The 14,813-nt window shown below is 46.8% G+C and carries 12 protein-coding genes; 10 read left to right on the forward strand and 2 right to left on the reverse strand.

Going from position 1 to position 14,813, the window contains the following annotated elements; translation table 11 throughout:
• Positions 1–8 precede the first annotated feature (8 nt).
• The 8 genes from phoR (at position 9) to B4F66_RS01600 (ending at position 10,315) form a co-directional block, all read left to right on the forward strand.
• On the forward strand, positions 9–1,298 hold the full coding sequence (gene phoR / locus B4F66_RS01565; RefSeq protein ID WP_292358346.1) for a phosphate regulon sensor histidine kinase PhoR: 1,290 nt from the start codon (positions 9–11) through the stop codon (positions 1,296–1,298).
• Positions 1,299–1,439: 141 nt separating this feature from the next.
• Positions 1,440–2,396, forward strand: coding sequence for a PstS family phosphate ABC transporter substrate-binding protein (locus B4F66_RS01570; RefSeq protein ID WP_292358344.1), 957 nt, complete (start codon positions 1,440–1,442; stop codon positions 2,394–2,396).
• 155 nt (positions 2,397–2,551) lie between these two features.
• A complete protein-coding gene (locus tag B4F66_RS01575; protein WP_292358342.1) occupies positions 2,552–4,828 on the forward strand; it encodes an ABC transporter permease subunit in 2,277 nt (758 codons plus the stop codon).
• Between the two features lie 12 nt (positions 4,829–4,840).
• Positions 4,841–6,508, forward strand: coding sequence for a phosphate ABC transporter permease PstA (gene pstA / locus B4F66_RS01580; protein ID WP_292358341.1), 1,668 nt, complete (start codon positions 4,841–4,843; stop codon positions 6,506–6,508).
• Positions 6,508–7,350: a phosphate ABC transporter ATP-binding protein PstB gene (pstB, locus tag B4F66_RS01585; protein WP_292358339.1), complete on the forward strand. Its 843-nt coding sequence runs from the start codon at positions 6,508–6,510 to the stop codon at positions 7,348–7,350. Before pstA ends, pstB begins: the two co-directional genes overlap by 1 nt.
• Before the next feature lie 23 nt (positions 7,351–7,373).
• Positions 7,374–8,090: a phosphate signaling complex protein PhoU gene (gene phoU / locus B4F66_RS01590; protein WP_292358337.1), complete on the forward strand. Its 717-nt coding sequence runs from the start codon at positions 7,374–7,376 to the stop codon at positions 8,088–8,090.
• 134 nt (positions 8,091–8,224) lie between these two features.
• Positions 8,225–9,730 carry an exopolyphosphatase gene (gene ppx / locus B4F66_RS01595; protein WP_292358336.1) on the forward strand — a complete coding sequence of 502 codons (1,506 nt, stop codon included), beginning with the start codon at positions 8,225–8,227 and terminating at the stop codon, positions 9,728–9,730.
• Positions 9,731–9,784: 54 nt separating this feature from the next.
• Positions 9,785–10,315, forward strand: a complete 531-nt coding sequence (locus B4F66_RS01600) for a hypothetical protein (protein WP_292358334.1) — start codon at positions 9,785–9,787, stop codon at positions 10,313–10,315.
• 76 nt (positions 10,316–10,391) lie between these two features.
• Here the strand turns inward: B4F66_RS01600 and B4F66_RS01605 are convergent, their stop codons facing one another.
• Positions 10,392–10,793, reverse strand: a complete 402-nt coding sequence (locus tag B4F66_RS01605) for a c-type cytochrome (RefSeq protein ID WP_292358332.1) — start codon at positions 10,791–10,793, stop codon at positions 10,392–10,394.
• 25 nt (positions 10,794–10,818) lie between these two features.
• Positions 10,819–12,867 (reverse strand): TonB-dependent receptor, encoded by a 2,049-nt coding sequence (locus B4F66_RS01610; RefSeq protein WP_292358330.1) that lies wholly within the window; start codon positions 12,865–12,867, stop codon positions 10,819–10,821.
• Between the two features lie 145 nt (positions 12,868–13,012).
• Between B4F66_RS01610 and B4F66_RS01615 the strand changes: the two genes are divergently transcribed.
• Positions 13,013–13,765, forward strand: coding sequence for a sulfite exporter TauE/SafE family protein (locus tag B4F66_RS01615; protein WP_292358328.1), 753 nt, complete (start codon positions 13,013–13,015; stop codon positions 13,763–13,765).
• A 15-nt stretch (positions 13,766–13,780) separates the two neighbouring features.
• Entirely contained in the window at positions 13,781–14,719 is a 939-nt protein-coding gene (locus B4F66_RS01620) for a sigma 54-interacting transcriptional regulator (RefSeq protein WP_292358327.1), read from the forward strand.
• The last annotated feature ends 94 nt before the right edge of the window (positions 14,720–14,813 follow it).

Genomic DNA, 14,813 nt, shown 5'->3' on the forward strand with positions numbered 1-14,813 from the left:
ATCGTCTGATGCAATGGGATTATTGGCGTTTACTGACCGTGCTCAGTCTGGCCGGTTTTGTGGGACTGGTCGTTGGTCATATGATGGCTTTTCTGTTTGTCGCTGCACTTATTTACATTTTCTGGATGCAGAGTAAATGGAACCAGTTGCAGGCATGGCTGGATAAACCTAAGAAAAACAGTTCTCCGCAAGCCGAAGGGGTTATTAATGACGTGTGTCGGCAGATCGAACAGATGCGCGCACAAAACAGCAGTCGTAAAAAAAAGCTCACCGGTTATTTAAAACGTTTCCAATCGGCCACTGCGGCTTTACCTGATGCGGTGGTGGTAATGGGCGAGTTTGGTCAAGTCAGTTGGGCCAATACCTCAGCCATGACGTTATTGGGAATCAACTGGCCGCATGACAATGGCGTCAGAGTCAATAATCTGGTTCGCGACCCGGCATTCCAAAAATTACTGGAACTTGATGGTGACGCCGAGGAATCGGTTATAGCCGTTTCACCGATGAATGATCGCATTCAGCTTGAATTCAAAGTCGTTCGGTATGCCAGCAAGGACAGGTTGCTGATCGCCAGAGATATCACCCAGACACAGAAACTGCAGCGTATGCGGCGTGATTTTGTGGCCAATGTATCGCATGAATTGCGTACACCATTGACGGTTTTACGGGGGTATCTGGAAACGTTGACCACGGAAAGTGATCAGGAGCTCTGGCAACAGGCTTTGCCGGTAATGCAGCAACAAAGCCAGCGAATGCATCTTATGATCAAGGATCTGCTGGCATTATCCCAACTGGAAACCGGTGAAAAGCCGTTGCAACACCGACCTACGGATATCTGCAAGTTATTGCATAGCGTGGTGGAGGATGCCAAACGACTGGAACATTTTCATCAACATCAGATCAACCTGCATTGTTTGAGTGAAAAATGGCTAATGGCAGATGCTGATGAACTACGCAGCGCAATCTCCAATCTGGTCTTTAATGCAGTCAAATATACCCCAGCAGAAACCCAGATCGATGTCAGATGGGATATCGAGGGTGAGTTTGCTGTTATTGAGGTAAAAGATACCGGTGAAGGTATTGCCCAGCATCATCTCGACCGCTTAACAGAACGCTTTTACCGTGTTGATAGTGGTCGTGCCAGGGAAACCGGTGGTACAGGACTGGGGCTGGCCATCGTCAAGCATGTGTTGCAACGACACAAAGCTGAACTGTTGATTCAGAGTGCTATTGGTGAAGGTTCAAGTTTTAAATGCTGTTTTCCCGCCAAAAATGTGATGGATAAAATAGACATTTAGCCTTACTGACTACTGTTTTCGGTCATGTCACAGTATTGTCATATTTCTTTCATATCCTTGTCACAGTTAATCGCGATACTGCTCGGGTGCTCAACGCGGTAAGCGTTGGAACTTATTTTTAACCCAAGGAGTTAATGACTCATGTTCAAGAAAAAATTTGCTTTATACGGCGCCGCTTTGGCAATGACGTTTTCCGCTGCCAGCTTTGCAGACGTCGATCCAAACCTGCCAGAATATGAAAAAACAAGCGGTGTTTCAGGTAGCTTATCAAGCGTCGGTTCTGACACATTAGCTAACTTGATGACCTTGTGGGCAGAAGAGTTTAAACGTGAATATCCTAATGTCAGCATCCAGATTCAAGCGGCTGGTTCTTCAACTGCGCCTCCTGCGTTAACTGAAGGTACATCAAACGTTGGGCCGATGAGCCGTGAGATGAAAGACAGCGAAATCAAAGAATTTGAAAACAAATACGGTTACAAACCAACAGCTATCCCTGTTGCTATCGATGCGCTGGCTGTTTATGTGCACAAAGACAACCCAATTGAAGGCATGACTATTCCTCAAGTTGATGCTGCTTTCTCAGCAACACGTAAGTGTGGTTATCCAGAAGATATCACTGACTGGTCACAATTAGGTGTTGAAGGTCTGGGTTCAATCCAGTTATATGGTCGTAACTCAGTATCAGGTACTTACGGTTACTTTAAAGATAACGCTTTGTGCAAAGGTGACTACAAAAACACTGTAAATGAGCAACCAGGTTCAGCTTCAGTTGTTCAAGGTGTGACTAAATCAACCAATGGTCTGGGCTATTCCGGTATTGGTTACAAAACATCAGGCGTAAAACTGGTTCCGTTGGCGAAAGAAGCGGGTCAACCTTTCATTGAAGCAAGTGGTGAAAATGCTGCTGATGGTTCTTATCCAATGTCACGTTTCCTGTGGGTTTATGTGAACAAAGCACCTAACAAACCAATGTCACCACTTGACCGTGAATTCATGAAAATGATTCTTTCTAAAGTGGGTCAGGAAGTTGTTGTTAAAGATGGTTATGTTCCATTGCCAGCTAAAACTGCAGCAAAATATATGGAAATGCTGAAGTAATATTGCAAATTAAAATTACCCCGCACATTGCAAGATGTGCGGGGTTTTTTTATCTAATAGCGTTAATCAATTTGCCTGCAGATTGATTAGCAGTATTAAAATTAAGCAATCACCATGTTGCGTGCGTATTTCTTAAACGGAAACCAAATCAGATTATGGCTGAGCAAACTATTGAAAACAGCGTTATAGCTGCTGCAAATTCAAAAACGGCCCGTCGTCGGCGAAATTGGCGCGAGTTTAAAGATAAATTAGCCCGGGTCGTTGTAACAGGTGGTGGCATTATGGTGATTGTCGCCATCGTGCTGATCTTCTTTTATCTGCTATATGTGGTCATACCACTCTTCAATAGCGCCGATCTGCGAACCGAACAACAATTTGAACAAGAGCCAATCAAGAATGTTCATCTGACCCTGGATGAATATAATGAAGTGGCGTTATCGCTGGATGAAAAAGCTAATTTACGTTTTTTTAATGCGCATAATGGCAATGAAATAGCCACTTTTGATCTACCCATTCCAGCTGAAAGTTCCATCAGCAGTTTCTCAGCAGGTAGTGCTTCAACTGGCGTGTTTGCTTATGGGCTGGATAATGGTCAGGCGATAGTCTTTCAGGAAGCCTACAAAATCAGTTATCCGCAGGGAACACAGCGACTGATTACACCGGAGATCCGGTATCCCATTGGTGAAGAACTGGTCGAAGTCGATCCACAGGGACAGCCGCTGCAGATGCTGACGGTTCAAAGTTATGATGATCTCACCACCTTGGTGGCACTCACTGCTGATAATCGACTGGTTATGTCGCGGATTACCAAGGATGTGAACTTTCTTGATGAAACCGACTTTACATTGGACAGCGAAAACCGCGAAATCCCTTTGGATAGTAATGCTCCGGTGTCGATGATTCGGCTAGATATCGATCAGCGTGAGTTATATGTCATTCACAATGATGGTGATATTGCCTATTACGATGTACAGAATATAGACGATGTCAGAATGCTGCAGCGGGTCAGCGCGGTACCTGAGGATGTTGAAATTACGGCAGCAGAATTTCTGACGGGCGGTATTTCAATATTAATAGGACGCAGTGACGGCCAGATTGACCAGTGGTTTCCTGTGCGTGATGCTGACAATAATTACACCATTGAGCGGGTCAGAAGCTTCTCTGAACAGACAGCACCCATCCGTAGCATTCTGGCTGAACAAGCTCGTAAAGGCTTTGTTGCGTTGGATGATACCGGTGATATCGGTATTTATCACACCACAGCAGAGAGAAATCTGTTGGTGGAGAACATTCTGGCCGACGCCAATGCCAAAATGGCCCTGTCACCCCGGGCAAATGGTCTGATAACGGTTGCAAGGGATGGTGAAACGCAGTTTCATGAAATTGAAAATGAACACCCTGAAGTTTCCTGGCATTCTTTATGGGAAAAAGTCTGGTATGAAAGTCGTAGCGAACCTGAGTATCTTTGGCAGTCTTCGTCTTCCAGCAGTGACTTTGAACCGAAACTCAGTCTTACCCCATTAACCTTCGGCACCATTAAAGCGGCATTTTACGCCATGATGGTCGCAGTACCGCTGGCCATTATGGGAGCGATTTTTACCGCCTACTTCATGTCACCGCGAATGCGTAATCTGGTGAAACCGACCATTGAAATCATGGAAGCTTTACCAACCGTTATTCTAGGGTTTCTGGCAGGTTTATGGTTGGCCCCGCTGGTGGAAAACAACCTGCCTGGTGTTTTTAGTATTCTGATCCTCACTCCCATTATGGTGTTGCTCACAGCCTGGCTATGGACCAAATTACCTAAATCATTGCGCCAGCGAATTCCAGATGGTTGGGAGGCGGCGATTTTAATTCCAGTTGTTATTTTGGTCGGTATTGTTTCGATGAAATTAAGTCTGCCATTGGAAAAACTGTTATTTGATGGTGATATGCCAGGTTGGCTGGAATCAACCGGTATCGGGTATGACCAGCGTAACTCGTTAGTCGTTGGTATGGTAATGGGCTTTGCTGTTATCCCGACCATTTTTTCGATCACCGAAGATGCCATTTTCAGTGTGCCCAAACAATTGACCATCGGCTCACTAGCTTTGGGTGCAACACCTTGGCAAACCTTAACAAAAGTGGTGTTACTCACCGCCAGTCCGGCGATTTTCTCGGCCGTTATGATCGGTCTTGGGCGTGCGGTAGGTGAAACGATGATTGTATTGATGGCGACCGGTAATACGCCAATTATGGACTTCAATATTTTTGAGGGATTCAGAGCCTTATCAGCCAATATCGCGGTAGAAATGCCTGAAGCAGCAGTCAACAGTACCCATTATCGTGTGCTGTTCCTTGCAGCGCTGGTGCTGTTCTCAGCGACCTTTGTGTTTAACACCCTTGCAGAGTTGGTTCGCCAGCGTCTGCGTAAGAAATATAGCAGCCTTTAAACAGAGATCAGCATGTCTAATTCAACATTTAAATCCTGGTATCAAAGTGGTAGTCCGTGGGTCTGGCTGAATGCCGGTGCGGTTTCCATCAGTCTGATCGCGGTTATTGGTCTGGTCTTATTGATAGCGGTTCGTGGCCTGAGTCATTTCTGGCCAGCAGATATTATGTCGGTGGAATATAACGAGCCTGGTTTGGAGCCGACGGTTTTAATCGGTGAAAGAGTTGATCATGAAGTGGTCCCTGCCGAAAGAGTGCCTTCTGATTACCAGCTAAAAGAAGGTCAGATTAGTGTTGAGCGTTACCTGCTGAAAATCGGTAATCGCGACCAGTTCGGCCTGGATTTTCGCTGGATCAACAAAGACTGGATGGGGGAGGTCAGCTACCCGGAAGATATCCTGTCTATTGAACGTCGTGAATGGGGGCATTTCTATGGTTATCTGCTGTCCGTGCAGCAACAGGGCGAAACGGTAGCCGATGGTGAACAGGCCTGGCCAGAATTTCAGCAAAGGCTGGACCGAAGTAATAACCTGGTTGCTGAAATCAAATATATTGAAAAAATCGAAATCGGCAAAATAAATCAGGCACTTGAATCTTTGCGTCTGGATGAGCGGCGTCTGGAGCTGGATAACGTACCTGAAGATAATGCTGCCTATGCTGAGATTGAAGCTGCAAGAGCGGTACAAAATGAAAAATACGCAAAATTACAAACCCGTCTCAGCGAGTTAAGCCAGGCTTTGATACGTGATCAGGTGGTCATGCAAATGTCCAATGGCGATGAAGTGGTCATTCCGATGGCGAAAATCGTCGATGTTGTGAAGCCGAACGACATGAATCGTTTCGAAAAACTGCAGCACTATTTTCATGAAGTGTGGAAGTTTATTTCCGGCGAGCCACGCGAAGCCAATACTGAAGGCGGGATTTTCCCGGCCATTTTTGGCACGGTAATGATGGTATTGATTATGTCTGTGATCGTCACGCCCTTTGGTGTCATTGCCGCAATTTATCTGAAAGAGTATGCAAAACAGGGGGTTATAACCAGAACGATTCGTATCGCGGTTAATAACCTGGCCGGTGTTCCGTCAATCGTATACGGTGTATTCGGTCTGGGGTTCTTTGTCTATTTCCTTGGTGGCAATATTGATGAGATATTCTTCCAGGCAAAATTACCTTCCCCAACCTTTGGTCAGCCCGGCTTGATGTGGGCGTCGTTAACCCTGGCTATTCTCACCGTGCCGGTGGTTATCGTGGCAACCGAAGAAGGTCTGTCACGTATTCCACGAGCGATGCGTGAAGGCAGTCTTGCTTTGGGCGCCACTAAAGCAGAAACCTTATGGCGTACAGTTATTCCAATGGCGGCTCCGGCTATGATGACGGGGTTAATCCTGGCGGTCGCCCGAGCTGCGGGCGAGGTTGCTCCGTTGATGATGGTGGGTGTGGTGAAACTGGCGCCAGCGTTAGCGGTAGATTCTGTTGCGCCTTATCTGCATCTGGATCGTCAGTTTATGCATCTGGGCTTCCATATTTACGACGTGGGTTTTCAGAGCCCGAATGTTGAAGCAGCGCGTCCACTGGTATATGCCACAGCATTTCTGTTGTTGCTGATAATTGTAGTGTTGAATTTAACGGCGATTAGTATCCGTAATCGTCTGCGTGAAAACTTTAAAGCGAGTGATAACTAATGGAAGCAGTCAATCAACAAAAAAACGCGGCGCGTGGTATTGATATCGAATCAATGAATCGTGGCCCGAAACTGAATATGGCTGATGAAACTGCCTGTATTGAAATTAAAAATTTCAATCTGTTTTATGGCGACGCTCAGGCATTAAAAGATATTAACCTGACCATTCCGCGTCATAGAGTAACGGCTTTTATAGGTCCAAGTGGGTGCGGTAAATCAACTTTCCTTAGATGTTTCAATCGAATGAATGATTTGATTGATAACGTCAATATTCAGGGACAATTACTGCTGGATGGCGAAGAACTGAACTCGCCGGCAGTCAACGTATCTGATTTGCGTCGTAAAGTTGGCATGGTATTCCAGAAGCCGAATCCATTTCCAAAAACAATTTATGAAAATGTTGCCTATGGCCTGCGTTTGCAAGGTGTGAACGATCGCCAGACGCTGGATAAGGTCGTGGAAAAATCGCTGAAAGGCGCTGCATTGTGGGATGAAGTAAAGGATCGATTGCAATCCTCAGCAATGGGGCTGTCCGGCGGTCAACAGCAAAGATTGGTGATTGCCCGTGCCATTGCTATTGAACCGGAAGTATTATTGCTGGATGAACCGGCCTCTGCTCTGGATCCTTTATCTACGCTTAAAATCGAAGAACTGATTTACGAGCTGAAAGAAAAATACACCATCGTCATCGTCACACATAACATGCAACAGGCAGCGAGAGTCTCGGACTACACCGCGTTTATGTATATGGGTGAATTAATCGAATTTGGTGCCACGGATGAGTTATTTACCAATCCTGGCAAAAAACAAACGGAAGACTATATTACTGGCCGTTACGGCTAGGCTGCAGGTTCAGGAGATCCTTTATGGCTACAAATCAATCACAACATATTTCGCAACAGTTCGAAAAAGAGCTTCAAGATATCCGCAGCCGCGTTTTAGCCATGGGTGGTATGGTCGAAAAACAGGTTTCGGAGGCAATGGAAGCTTTGATTACGGGGGATGCCGATCTGGCTCGTCAGGTAATCAGTGGCGATGAAGACGTTAATAAACTGGATGTCAGCATTGATGAAGAATGTATTCAGATTATTGCACTGCGCCAGCCCACTGCCAGTGACTTACGTCTGGTGACCGGTATTCTGAAAACCATTACCGATCTGGAACGCATTGGCGATGAAGCAGCACGCATTGCCAGAATGGCACTAAATCTGGCTGAAAAAGATCGGCCGAAAAAGAATTACCGTGAACTGCACGCCTTGGGTCAGCATGTGTCAGGTATGTTGCATAACACTCTGGATGCCTTTGCGCGATTTGATGTGGATGCTGCCTTGCAGGTAGCACATGAAGATCGTCAGGTTGATGCTGAATACGAAAGCATTATGCGTCAGTTGATGACATATATGATGGAAGATCCCCGTACTATCAGCAGAGTGATCGACATGATGTGGTCAGCGCGTTCGCTGGAACGGATTGGCGATCATTCACGTAATGTTTCTGAACATATTATCTATCTGGTCGAAGGCAAGGATGTCAGACATTTATCCGTCGAAAAAATGGAAAAAGTAATTAAAGGCGGCGAATAATTTCTCTCGGTGCGACTTAGGCCCGTTTCCATTATGGAAGCGGGCTTTTTTTTGAGTATAAAACGCAAAGTTCATAGCATCGATGGTCTTAGTCAGGCAAAATGCCATCACCTTCGTATAAGCAAGCTGAGTTTATGGAAACACCCGAAGATTATGATGTACTTGCCGCTGTAGATCTTGGTTCTAACAGCTTTCATATGATTATTGCCCGCCTGAGGGATGGACATTTCCAGATCATGGATCGACTGCGTGAAATGGTGCAGTTGCGTGCCGGGTTGAATAAGCAGAATGTCCTCTCTGAGGAGGCCCAGACACGTGCCATTGCCTGTTTGGAGCGATTTGGTGAGCGTATTCGCCATTTACCGGCAGGCAAGGTGAGGGTCGTCGGAACCAATACCTTACGCATCGCTGAAAACAGTCGTGAATTTCTTCGCAAAGCCCGTCAGGCCTTGGGGCATCCTATTGAGATCGTCACTGGTGAAGAAGAAGCCCGACTGATTTACATGGGCGTTTCCCGCTCACTGGCGTTTGATAACACCCGTCGCCTGGTCATGGATATTGGTGGGGGCAGTACCGAATTTATCATTGGCGAGGGCCTGGAAGGGCTACGCCGCGAAAGTCTGGAAATGGGCTGTGTCAGTTTCAGTCAACGGTTTTTCAATGATGGCAACGTCAGTCAATTACGTATGCAGGCGGCGTTACTCACTGCAGCAATCAAATTACGTTCTATTCAACGGCCTTATCAAAACCTTGGCTGGGTCGAGGCGGTAGGTGCTTCTGGAACCATTCGCACTGTGGCCAGTATTGTCACGGCGCAGAATTGGAGTGAAAACGGCGTTATCACGAATGAAGCGCTGGATAAAATCATTGCTCACATGGTGGAAGCAGGTCATCAGGATAAGTTTCAACTGGAAGGTTTGAGTCCTGAAAGGGCCAATGTGCTGGCCGGTGGTGTCGCGGTTTTGAAAGCCTCATTTGATCGGTTAAAAATTGATCGCATGATCGTCTCGGATGGAGCATTACGTGAAGGTTTGCTTTACGATCTGCAAGGTCGTATTCAACATGACGATGAACGTGATCGCACCGTAAACTCCCTGGCACGACGTTACCATGTAGATGAAGCCCATGCCGAGCGCGTCAGTAAAATGGCCACCGAATTATATGAGCAAGTGGCTGCTGAGTGGCAAATTAATACCGAAGAACAGTTACACCGTTTGCAATGGGCGGCCAAACTCCATGAAGTTGGACTGGAAATTTCGCATTATCAATATCATAAACATTCGTCTTATTTAGTAGCGCACTCAGATTTACCGGGTTTTTCCAGAGAAGAACAGCAGGCACTCGCAGCGATGGTACGAGGCCAGCGACGGAGTTTTCCACGTAAACATATCAAGCAGTTATCGGATGATATGCAGCAGGCTACGTTGCGATTAACGATTCTGTTACGTTTATCACTGGTATTCAATCGTGGGCGTAGTGAAAAAACCGATACCCATGTTGGCCTTAGTCTGCATCGTAATACTTTAATATTGACCCTGCCTTCCGGCTGGTTGGAAGAACATCCATTGACCGAAGCCGATCTATTGCAGGAAAGGCAGGAACTCAAGGAAATTGATATCCGTCTGAAAATTCGGGATTAAAATGGAATTTCGCCTCACAGCAACAGTCAATTATTTACAAGTGAGGGCAGGGTTATGTGGAAATCTCTATCGATAATGGTGTCAGCGGTGATGCTGGCGTCACCGCTTTATGCTGAAGAAATGCGTTATCAGAGCGAGACAGGTGATCACTTTACCATCAGTCAAACTCCGGATGGCAAGCACTGGGGCACGTTAATCATCAGCGACAGACACACGGCCAGTTTTGCCCATAATGAACTGATTCTGCTGCAAATTGATGATCAAACGCCCATCTCACTTGAACATGGAAACCTCAGCTGTGGCTCACCAGCTAAAGCAGAGCAAACCGTGTTTTATGATTTTTCAGAATCTGCCAGTGATTTACTGACAAAGGTTGACCCTCAGCCTTTGCCGAAGGGTTTTCAACAGGTCAGACAACGTGATGTGTTTACTTCAATCATGGCAGACCGCCGGGCTGAAACCGTTGATTTTCTGTTAAGCGATGTCACGCTTAATGCTCAGCAATTGCGCTCTGCAGCGACATTGAAATTCCGGTTTGTTACCGATGATGGCCAGCGTCGCCAGGCTACTTTCCAACTGCACTAATCCTTGTGACTGGCTCTAGGTCTAGGGTCTGAATGTTCAATAGACCCTAGACTTAGCAAGAGCCGGTGGAGTGAGCCTATTTGGCTTTTTTGGGCTTGACTTCGCCGATGGCACCATCAGCACGGGCTTTAAGGTAGGCATAAATTTGATCCATGCCTTCCATCACTTTTGGGTTACTTTCCCAAGCTGGCATCATGCCGATCTGTCCCATCTTGCCATGGCTTACCGTAGCAATGAATTCCTCCTTGGTGATGACGTTTAAACTATCCGCCAGATTTGGCCCTACCATTCCTTGTCCAACTGTGCCGTGACAGCGGGCGCACCAGTTGCGGTAGAGCTTATAACCATTATAGGTTTCACTATCCAAGAACTGTCCATCCGTGACGGTATACGGTTTATCTTCGGCAAAGCTAAGCGAGCTGAAAGCTAACACACCTGCCATCAGAATAAAAAAGCTGTGTTTTTTAACGTTTTGCATCGTGATTCTCCTTAGAAACAACCGATTACCAGGACATCGACAGTGTGACGTAAGCATTTCGGCCTACTCCCGGTATGCGATCACCAATGGCAATATCCGGATTGATTACCCGGTTATAGCCCCCCAAATGATCGTCATATCGACGATCAAAAACATTATTCACCCCAGCATAAACAGTAAGTTGCTGGGTAAACCGGTATTCGCCGGTGAGATTAATTAAACTGTAACCACTGGTTTTAGCTTCCTCATTTTCTGCTGAAACTTTTGATTGGGCGGCGACATTGACCAGTTCCACCCCAAGCTGCCAATCAAGTTCAACGTAGCTGAGCTGTGTGCGGGCCGTTAATGGTGCAATACGATAGAGGTTATCGCTGGTATCACGGCGTTCACCACGAACATAGCTTATTGTTCCATCCAGCTGCAAGTGATCATTCAAGGCGGCAAACCAACTGGTATCCACACCATAAAGCTGAGCATCCACGTTGCTGAACTGCAATGGTGTGCTATCACCCATCATGGTGCTGGCGGCAATCGCCAGCGGATCGGTGGCAGCGACACCTTGAATATAATCATTGATATGGTGGTAAAAAATTCGTGGTGACAACGCAAAATCGGGCTGATGCCAGTCCAGCCCCAGTTCAAATTGATAAGCTGTTTCTGGATCCAGATTAATATCACCCAGATAATTGTTGCCATCTGCCAGACCCGATGTGGATTGAAACGGTCCCCACAAATAACGTTCTTGATAACTAGGCGCACGCTGTTTGCGGGCCACACCCATTTGTAAATCCAGATCACTGGATAATTTACGGGTCAGGTTAAATGCCAGATCCACAAGATGTTCAGTCTGGTCACGATCCGCATCATTAAAGCGTTGCTGTAAGGCCAGCATGGCGCCCATTGGGCCATTCGCTGTCACAGCATCAGCATCCATATCGACCAGGCTGTAACGCACACCGGTCTGCATACGCCAGGCATCATTCAACTGACCATCCCACTCGGCAAAAAGGCTATAGCGATCGCGCTCTATATTATTGAAATTCTCGACCAGAAAAGCCGGGTTATTGGGGTTAAAGATAGTGGCATTATGCGTAGCATTATCGGCATCAAAGCCAAACATCCAGTCATCTTGCTGATAATGCAATTGATAGCCGTGGGAGATTACATCGGCATAGGTTTGCCTGTATTGCATCGGACTGACCGGCGCCTGTCGCAGACTGAAGTTATTCATCAGATGATCGGCATCTTGATAATTCAACCGGACGGAGACGAGACCACCATTGGTTAATTGCTGACTGATTTCGGCTTTATAACGCTCACCGCGGGCAAACAGAATGTCCATTGGCAATGCAGGCGTCCCGGTGTGGCCAGTATCATGGTGTTCGGCATCCAATGACATTTCCAATTCATCCGTTTGATAGCCATAGCCCAGAGCAAAACTGTCACGTTCATGTTGACTGGGTAGAATCTTACCGCCATCAAAGCGTTGATCATCGCCTTTGTCGCGGGTTAAGCCTAATTGAAGACGATGATTCTGGTTTGCCAATCCACCCAGAAAACCTAATTGGTAACTATCATTATTGTGCGCATAGCCCGAAGTCGCCTGACCATGAAATTCAACTTCATCACTGTTGGTAAAACCAATCTGTTTTTTACTGGCCTGAATGGTGCTGCCAATGGTTTCAATACCTGAGCTTACCGGCGCAATCCCACGGTATAAAGTGAGATTGTCGAGTTGTGATGCAGCAATATAGCTGAGTGGCGAATCCATACTGTTTGGCCCTGCCTGACTAATGCGTACACCATCAACCAGCGTATTTACCCGGTCACCAAATAAACCACGATATTGTGCGATACTGGTCAGCGGTCCATTGCGATTTATGTTGGCTCCCGGCAGTTTCTTCAGCCATTCAGCACTGTCACTACTGGCCTCAGCATGAGCAGGTAATTCCAAAGGAGTGCCTTCTCCGGCAGTACCTTGAACCGACATTTCCGGTAAGCTGAAATGCTCTGCCATCGCTGGCTGATTTAACGCCAGCAATAACGATGAGACTAAAATTGTTTTTTTGAACATAATCCTCTCCAAGCTGTTTAAAACTATTTTAGAAAAGGCTAATGGATGGGAAATGGGTTATTTGCAGAATCACTATGGCAAATCACACAATTATTACAGGGTTAAAATGTTAATCTGTCCGCAAGATGATTTTCAGGCCATATAAATGGATGCGCTCACAACTTCTTTAGTTACTGCTTTTCTGCTGGGCCTGTTCAGTTCGGCGCATTGCATTGCCATGTGTGGTTCGGTGATTGGCGCATTAACATTGACCTTGCCCGCCCATATTCGCGAGCAGCCACGCAAAATGCTGCCATTTGTTTTGAACTACAATATCGGTCGTATCCTGAGTTATTCCATTGCGGGTGGACTGGTCGGTCTACTTGCCTCTCCTCTGGCGCAAATCAATGGTTTGCCCTTTTTACGTTATCTGTCGGTTTTGGTGATGATTGGCATGGGCCTGTATCTGGCTGGCTGGTTTCCCAAATTTGCCCACGCGGAGAAAATCGGCGCGCCCATCTGGCGCAAGCTGCAACCCATTGGTCAGAAACTGTTACCAGTTCGCAGTCTGAAACAAGCCTTTTTATTAGGTGCGGTTTGGGGCTGGTTGCCGTGTGGTCTGGTTTACGCCGGGCTTGCCGTTGCTGCCACTACGGGTAATGTTGTGTATGCCGCATCAGTGATGCTGGCGTTTGGATTAGGTACTTTACCGGCGGTGATGGGGGCAGGTATGTTTGCTGGCATGCTGGCGTCATTGGCGCGTAATCAACTGTTTCGCAAACTGGCCGGTGCCATGATTATTCTGATGGCGCTATTGGTTTTACTCTGGCCACAGGGCGAACATCATCATGGGACGATGGAGTTGAATCCGGTCACTGATTCAGTAACAGATGATTCGTCTGACGGACATCAGCATTAAGGTGAGCATGCCCACATGACGACAGAAATGATCGGCCACTCTCCACAAATCACGCATATTCAGCGCGTATTGCCAATGATTGCATTAAGTGATGCCAGCGTATTGATATGTGGTGCGACCGGAACCGGTAAAGAGCTGGTCGCACAACGACTGCACCAGTTAAGTCGACGTGCTGATAAACCGATGGTTACTATTAATTGTGCCGCATTACCGGTGCATGATGCCGAAGTGGATTTATTTGGCCGGGCCAATGCGGATGGTGAGGTGATAGAACCGGGTCGCTTATTGGCGGCGCAGGGCAGTTCAGTGTTTCTCGATGAAGTTGATGCTTTGCCATTAACGGTGCAGGCAAAAGTACTGCGATTTCTCGAAGCCGGTGAATGCCAGCTGGCCGGCAGTCATAAGCTGCATCTTATTGATGCACGTATTCTGGCCGCTACCAGTGTGGATTTACCTGCCGAAGTCAAAGCCGGACGGTTCCGCGCTGATCTCTATTATCGTCTGCAGGTTGTGCCACTGGAATTACCACCGTTGAATCATCGCAGTGAAGATATTCCATTGTTATTAACCTATTTCGCCAAACAGTTTGCGGGCAACAATGCACCGTTGCGGTTTTCCAAAGAAGTGATTCAACAATTGCAGCGATATAATTGGCCCGGTAATGTGCGTGAATTATCGAACTTCTGCCAGCGCCTCAGTTTGTTACAACCGGGAAGCATGCTGCAACTCACCGATTTGCCCCCGGAAATGCTGCAAAATTCCGCTGTCACACCTCAGCAGTTCTCTATTCCACCAACCGGAATTGATTTGGCACAAATTGAACTTGATTTGATTGAACAGGCATTGGAAATGGCCGCTGGTAACCGCTCCAAAGCCGCAAGACTATTAGGCATTACACGCGATACCTTGCTATATCGTATGCAAAAATATGGCCTCTCAGACGACGCAAAATAAACTTTAGAGGTTGAATGTTTTTAAAAAGGGTTTTGATCCGACAAACTAACCCGCAGTCAGTGCGAAAAAAGCGCTTATGGTTTACAGTAGCGGC

This window comes from Methylophaga sp. UBA3603, from assembly GCF_002375335.1.
Taxonomy (GTDB): Bacteria; Pseudomonadota; Gammaproteobacteria; order Nitrosococcales; family Methylophagaceae; genus Methylophaga.

What these genes read in the sequence shown, in the direction of transcription:
- B4F66_RS01620 (WP_292358327.1), top strand. Translation starts at nt 13,781, where the DNA reads ATGACGACAGAAATGATCGGCCACTCTCCACAAATCACGCATATTCAG.
- phoR (WP_292358346.1), top strand. Translation starts at nt 9, where the DNA reads ATGCAATGGGATTATTGGCGTTTACTGACCGTGCTCAGTCTGGCCGGT.
- B4F66_RS01615 (WP_292358328.1), top strand. Translation starts at nt 13,013, where the DNA reads ATGGATGCGCTCACAACTTCTTTAGTTACTGCTTTTCTGCTGGGCCTG.
- ppx (WP_292358336.1), top strand. Translation starts at nt 8,225, where the DNA reads ATGGAAACACCCGAAGATTATGATGTACTTGCCGCTGTAGATCTTGGT.
- B4F66_RS01600 (WP_292358334.1), top strand. Translation starts at nt 9,785, where the DNA reads ATGTGGAAATCTCTATCGATAATGGTGTCAGCGGTGATGCTGGCGTCA.
- B4F66_RS01610 (WP_292358330.1), bottom strand. Translation starts at nt 12,867, where the DNA reads ATGTTCAAAAAAACAATTTTAGTCTCATCGTTATTGCTGGCGTTAAAT.
- pstB (WP_292358339.1), top strand. Translation starts at nt 6,508, where the DNA reads ATGGAAGCAGTCAATCAACAAAAAAACGCGGCGCGTGGTATTGATATC.
- pstA (WP_292358341.1), top strand. Translation starts at nt 4,841, where the DNA reads ATGTCTAATTCAACATTTAAATCCTGGTATCAAAGTGGTAGTCCGTGG.
- B4F66_RS01605 (WP_292358332.1), bottom strand. Translation starts at nt 10,793, where the DNA reads ATGCAAAACGTTAAAAAACACAGCTTTTTTATTCTGATGGCAGGTGTG.
- B4F66_RS01570 (WP_292358344.1), top strand. Translation starts at nt 1,440, where the DNA reads ATGTTCAAGAAAAAATTTGCTTTATACGGCGCCGCTTTGGCAATGACG.
- B4F66_RS01575 (WP_292358342.1), top strand. Translation starts at nt 2,552, where the DNA reads ATGGCTGAGCAAACTATTGAAAACAGCGTTATAGCTGCTGCAAATTCA.
- phoU (WP_292358337.1), top strand. Translation starts at nt 7,374, where the DNA reads ATGGCTACAAATCAATCACAACATATTTCGCAACAGTTCGAAAAAGAG.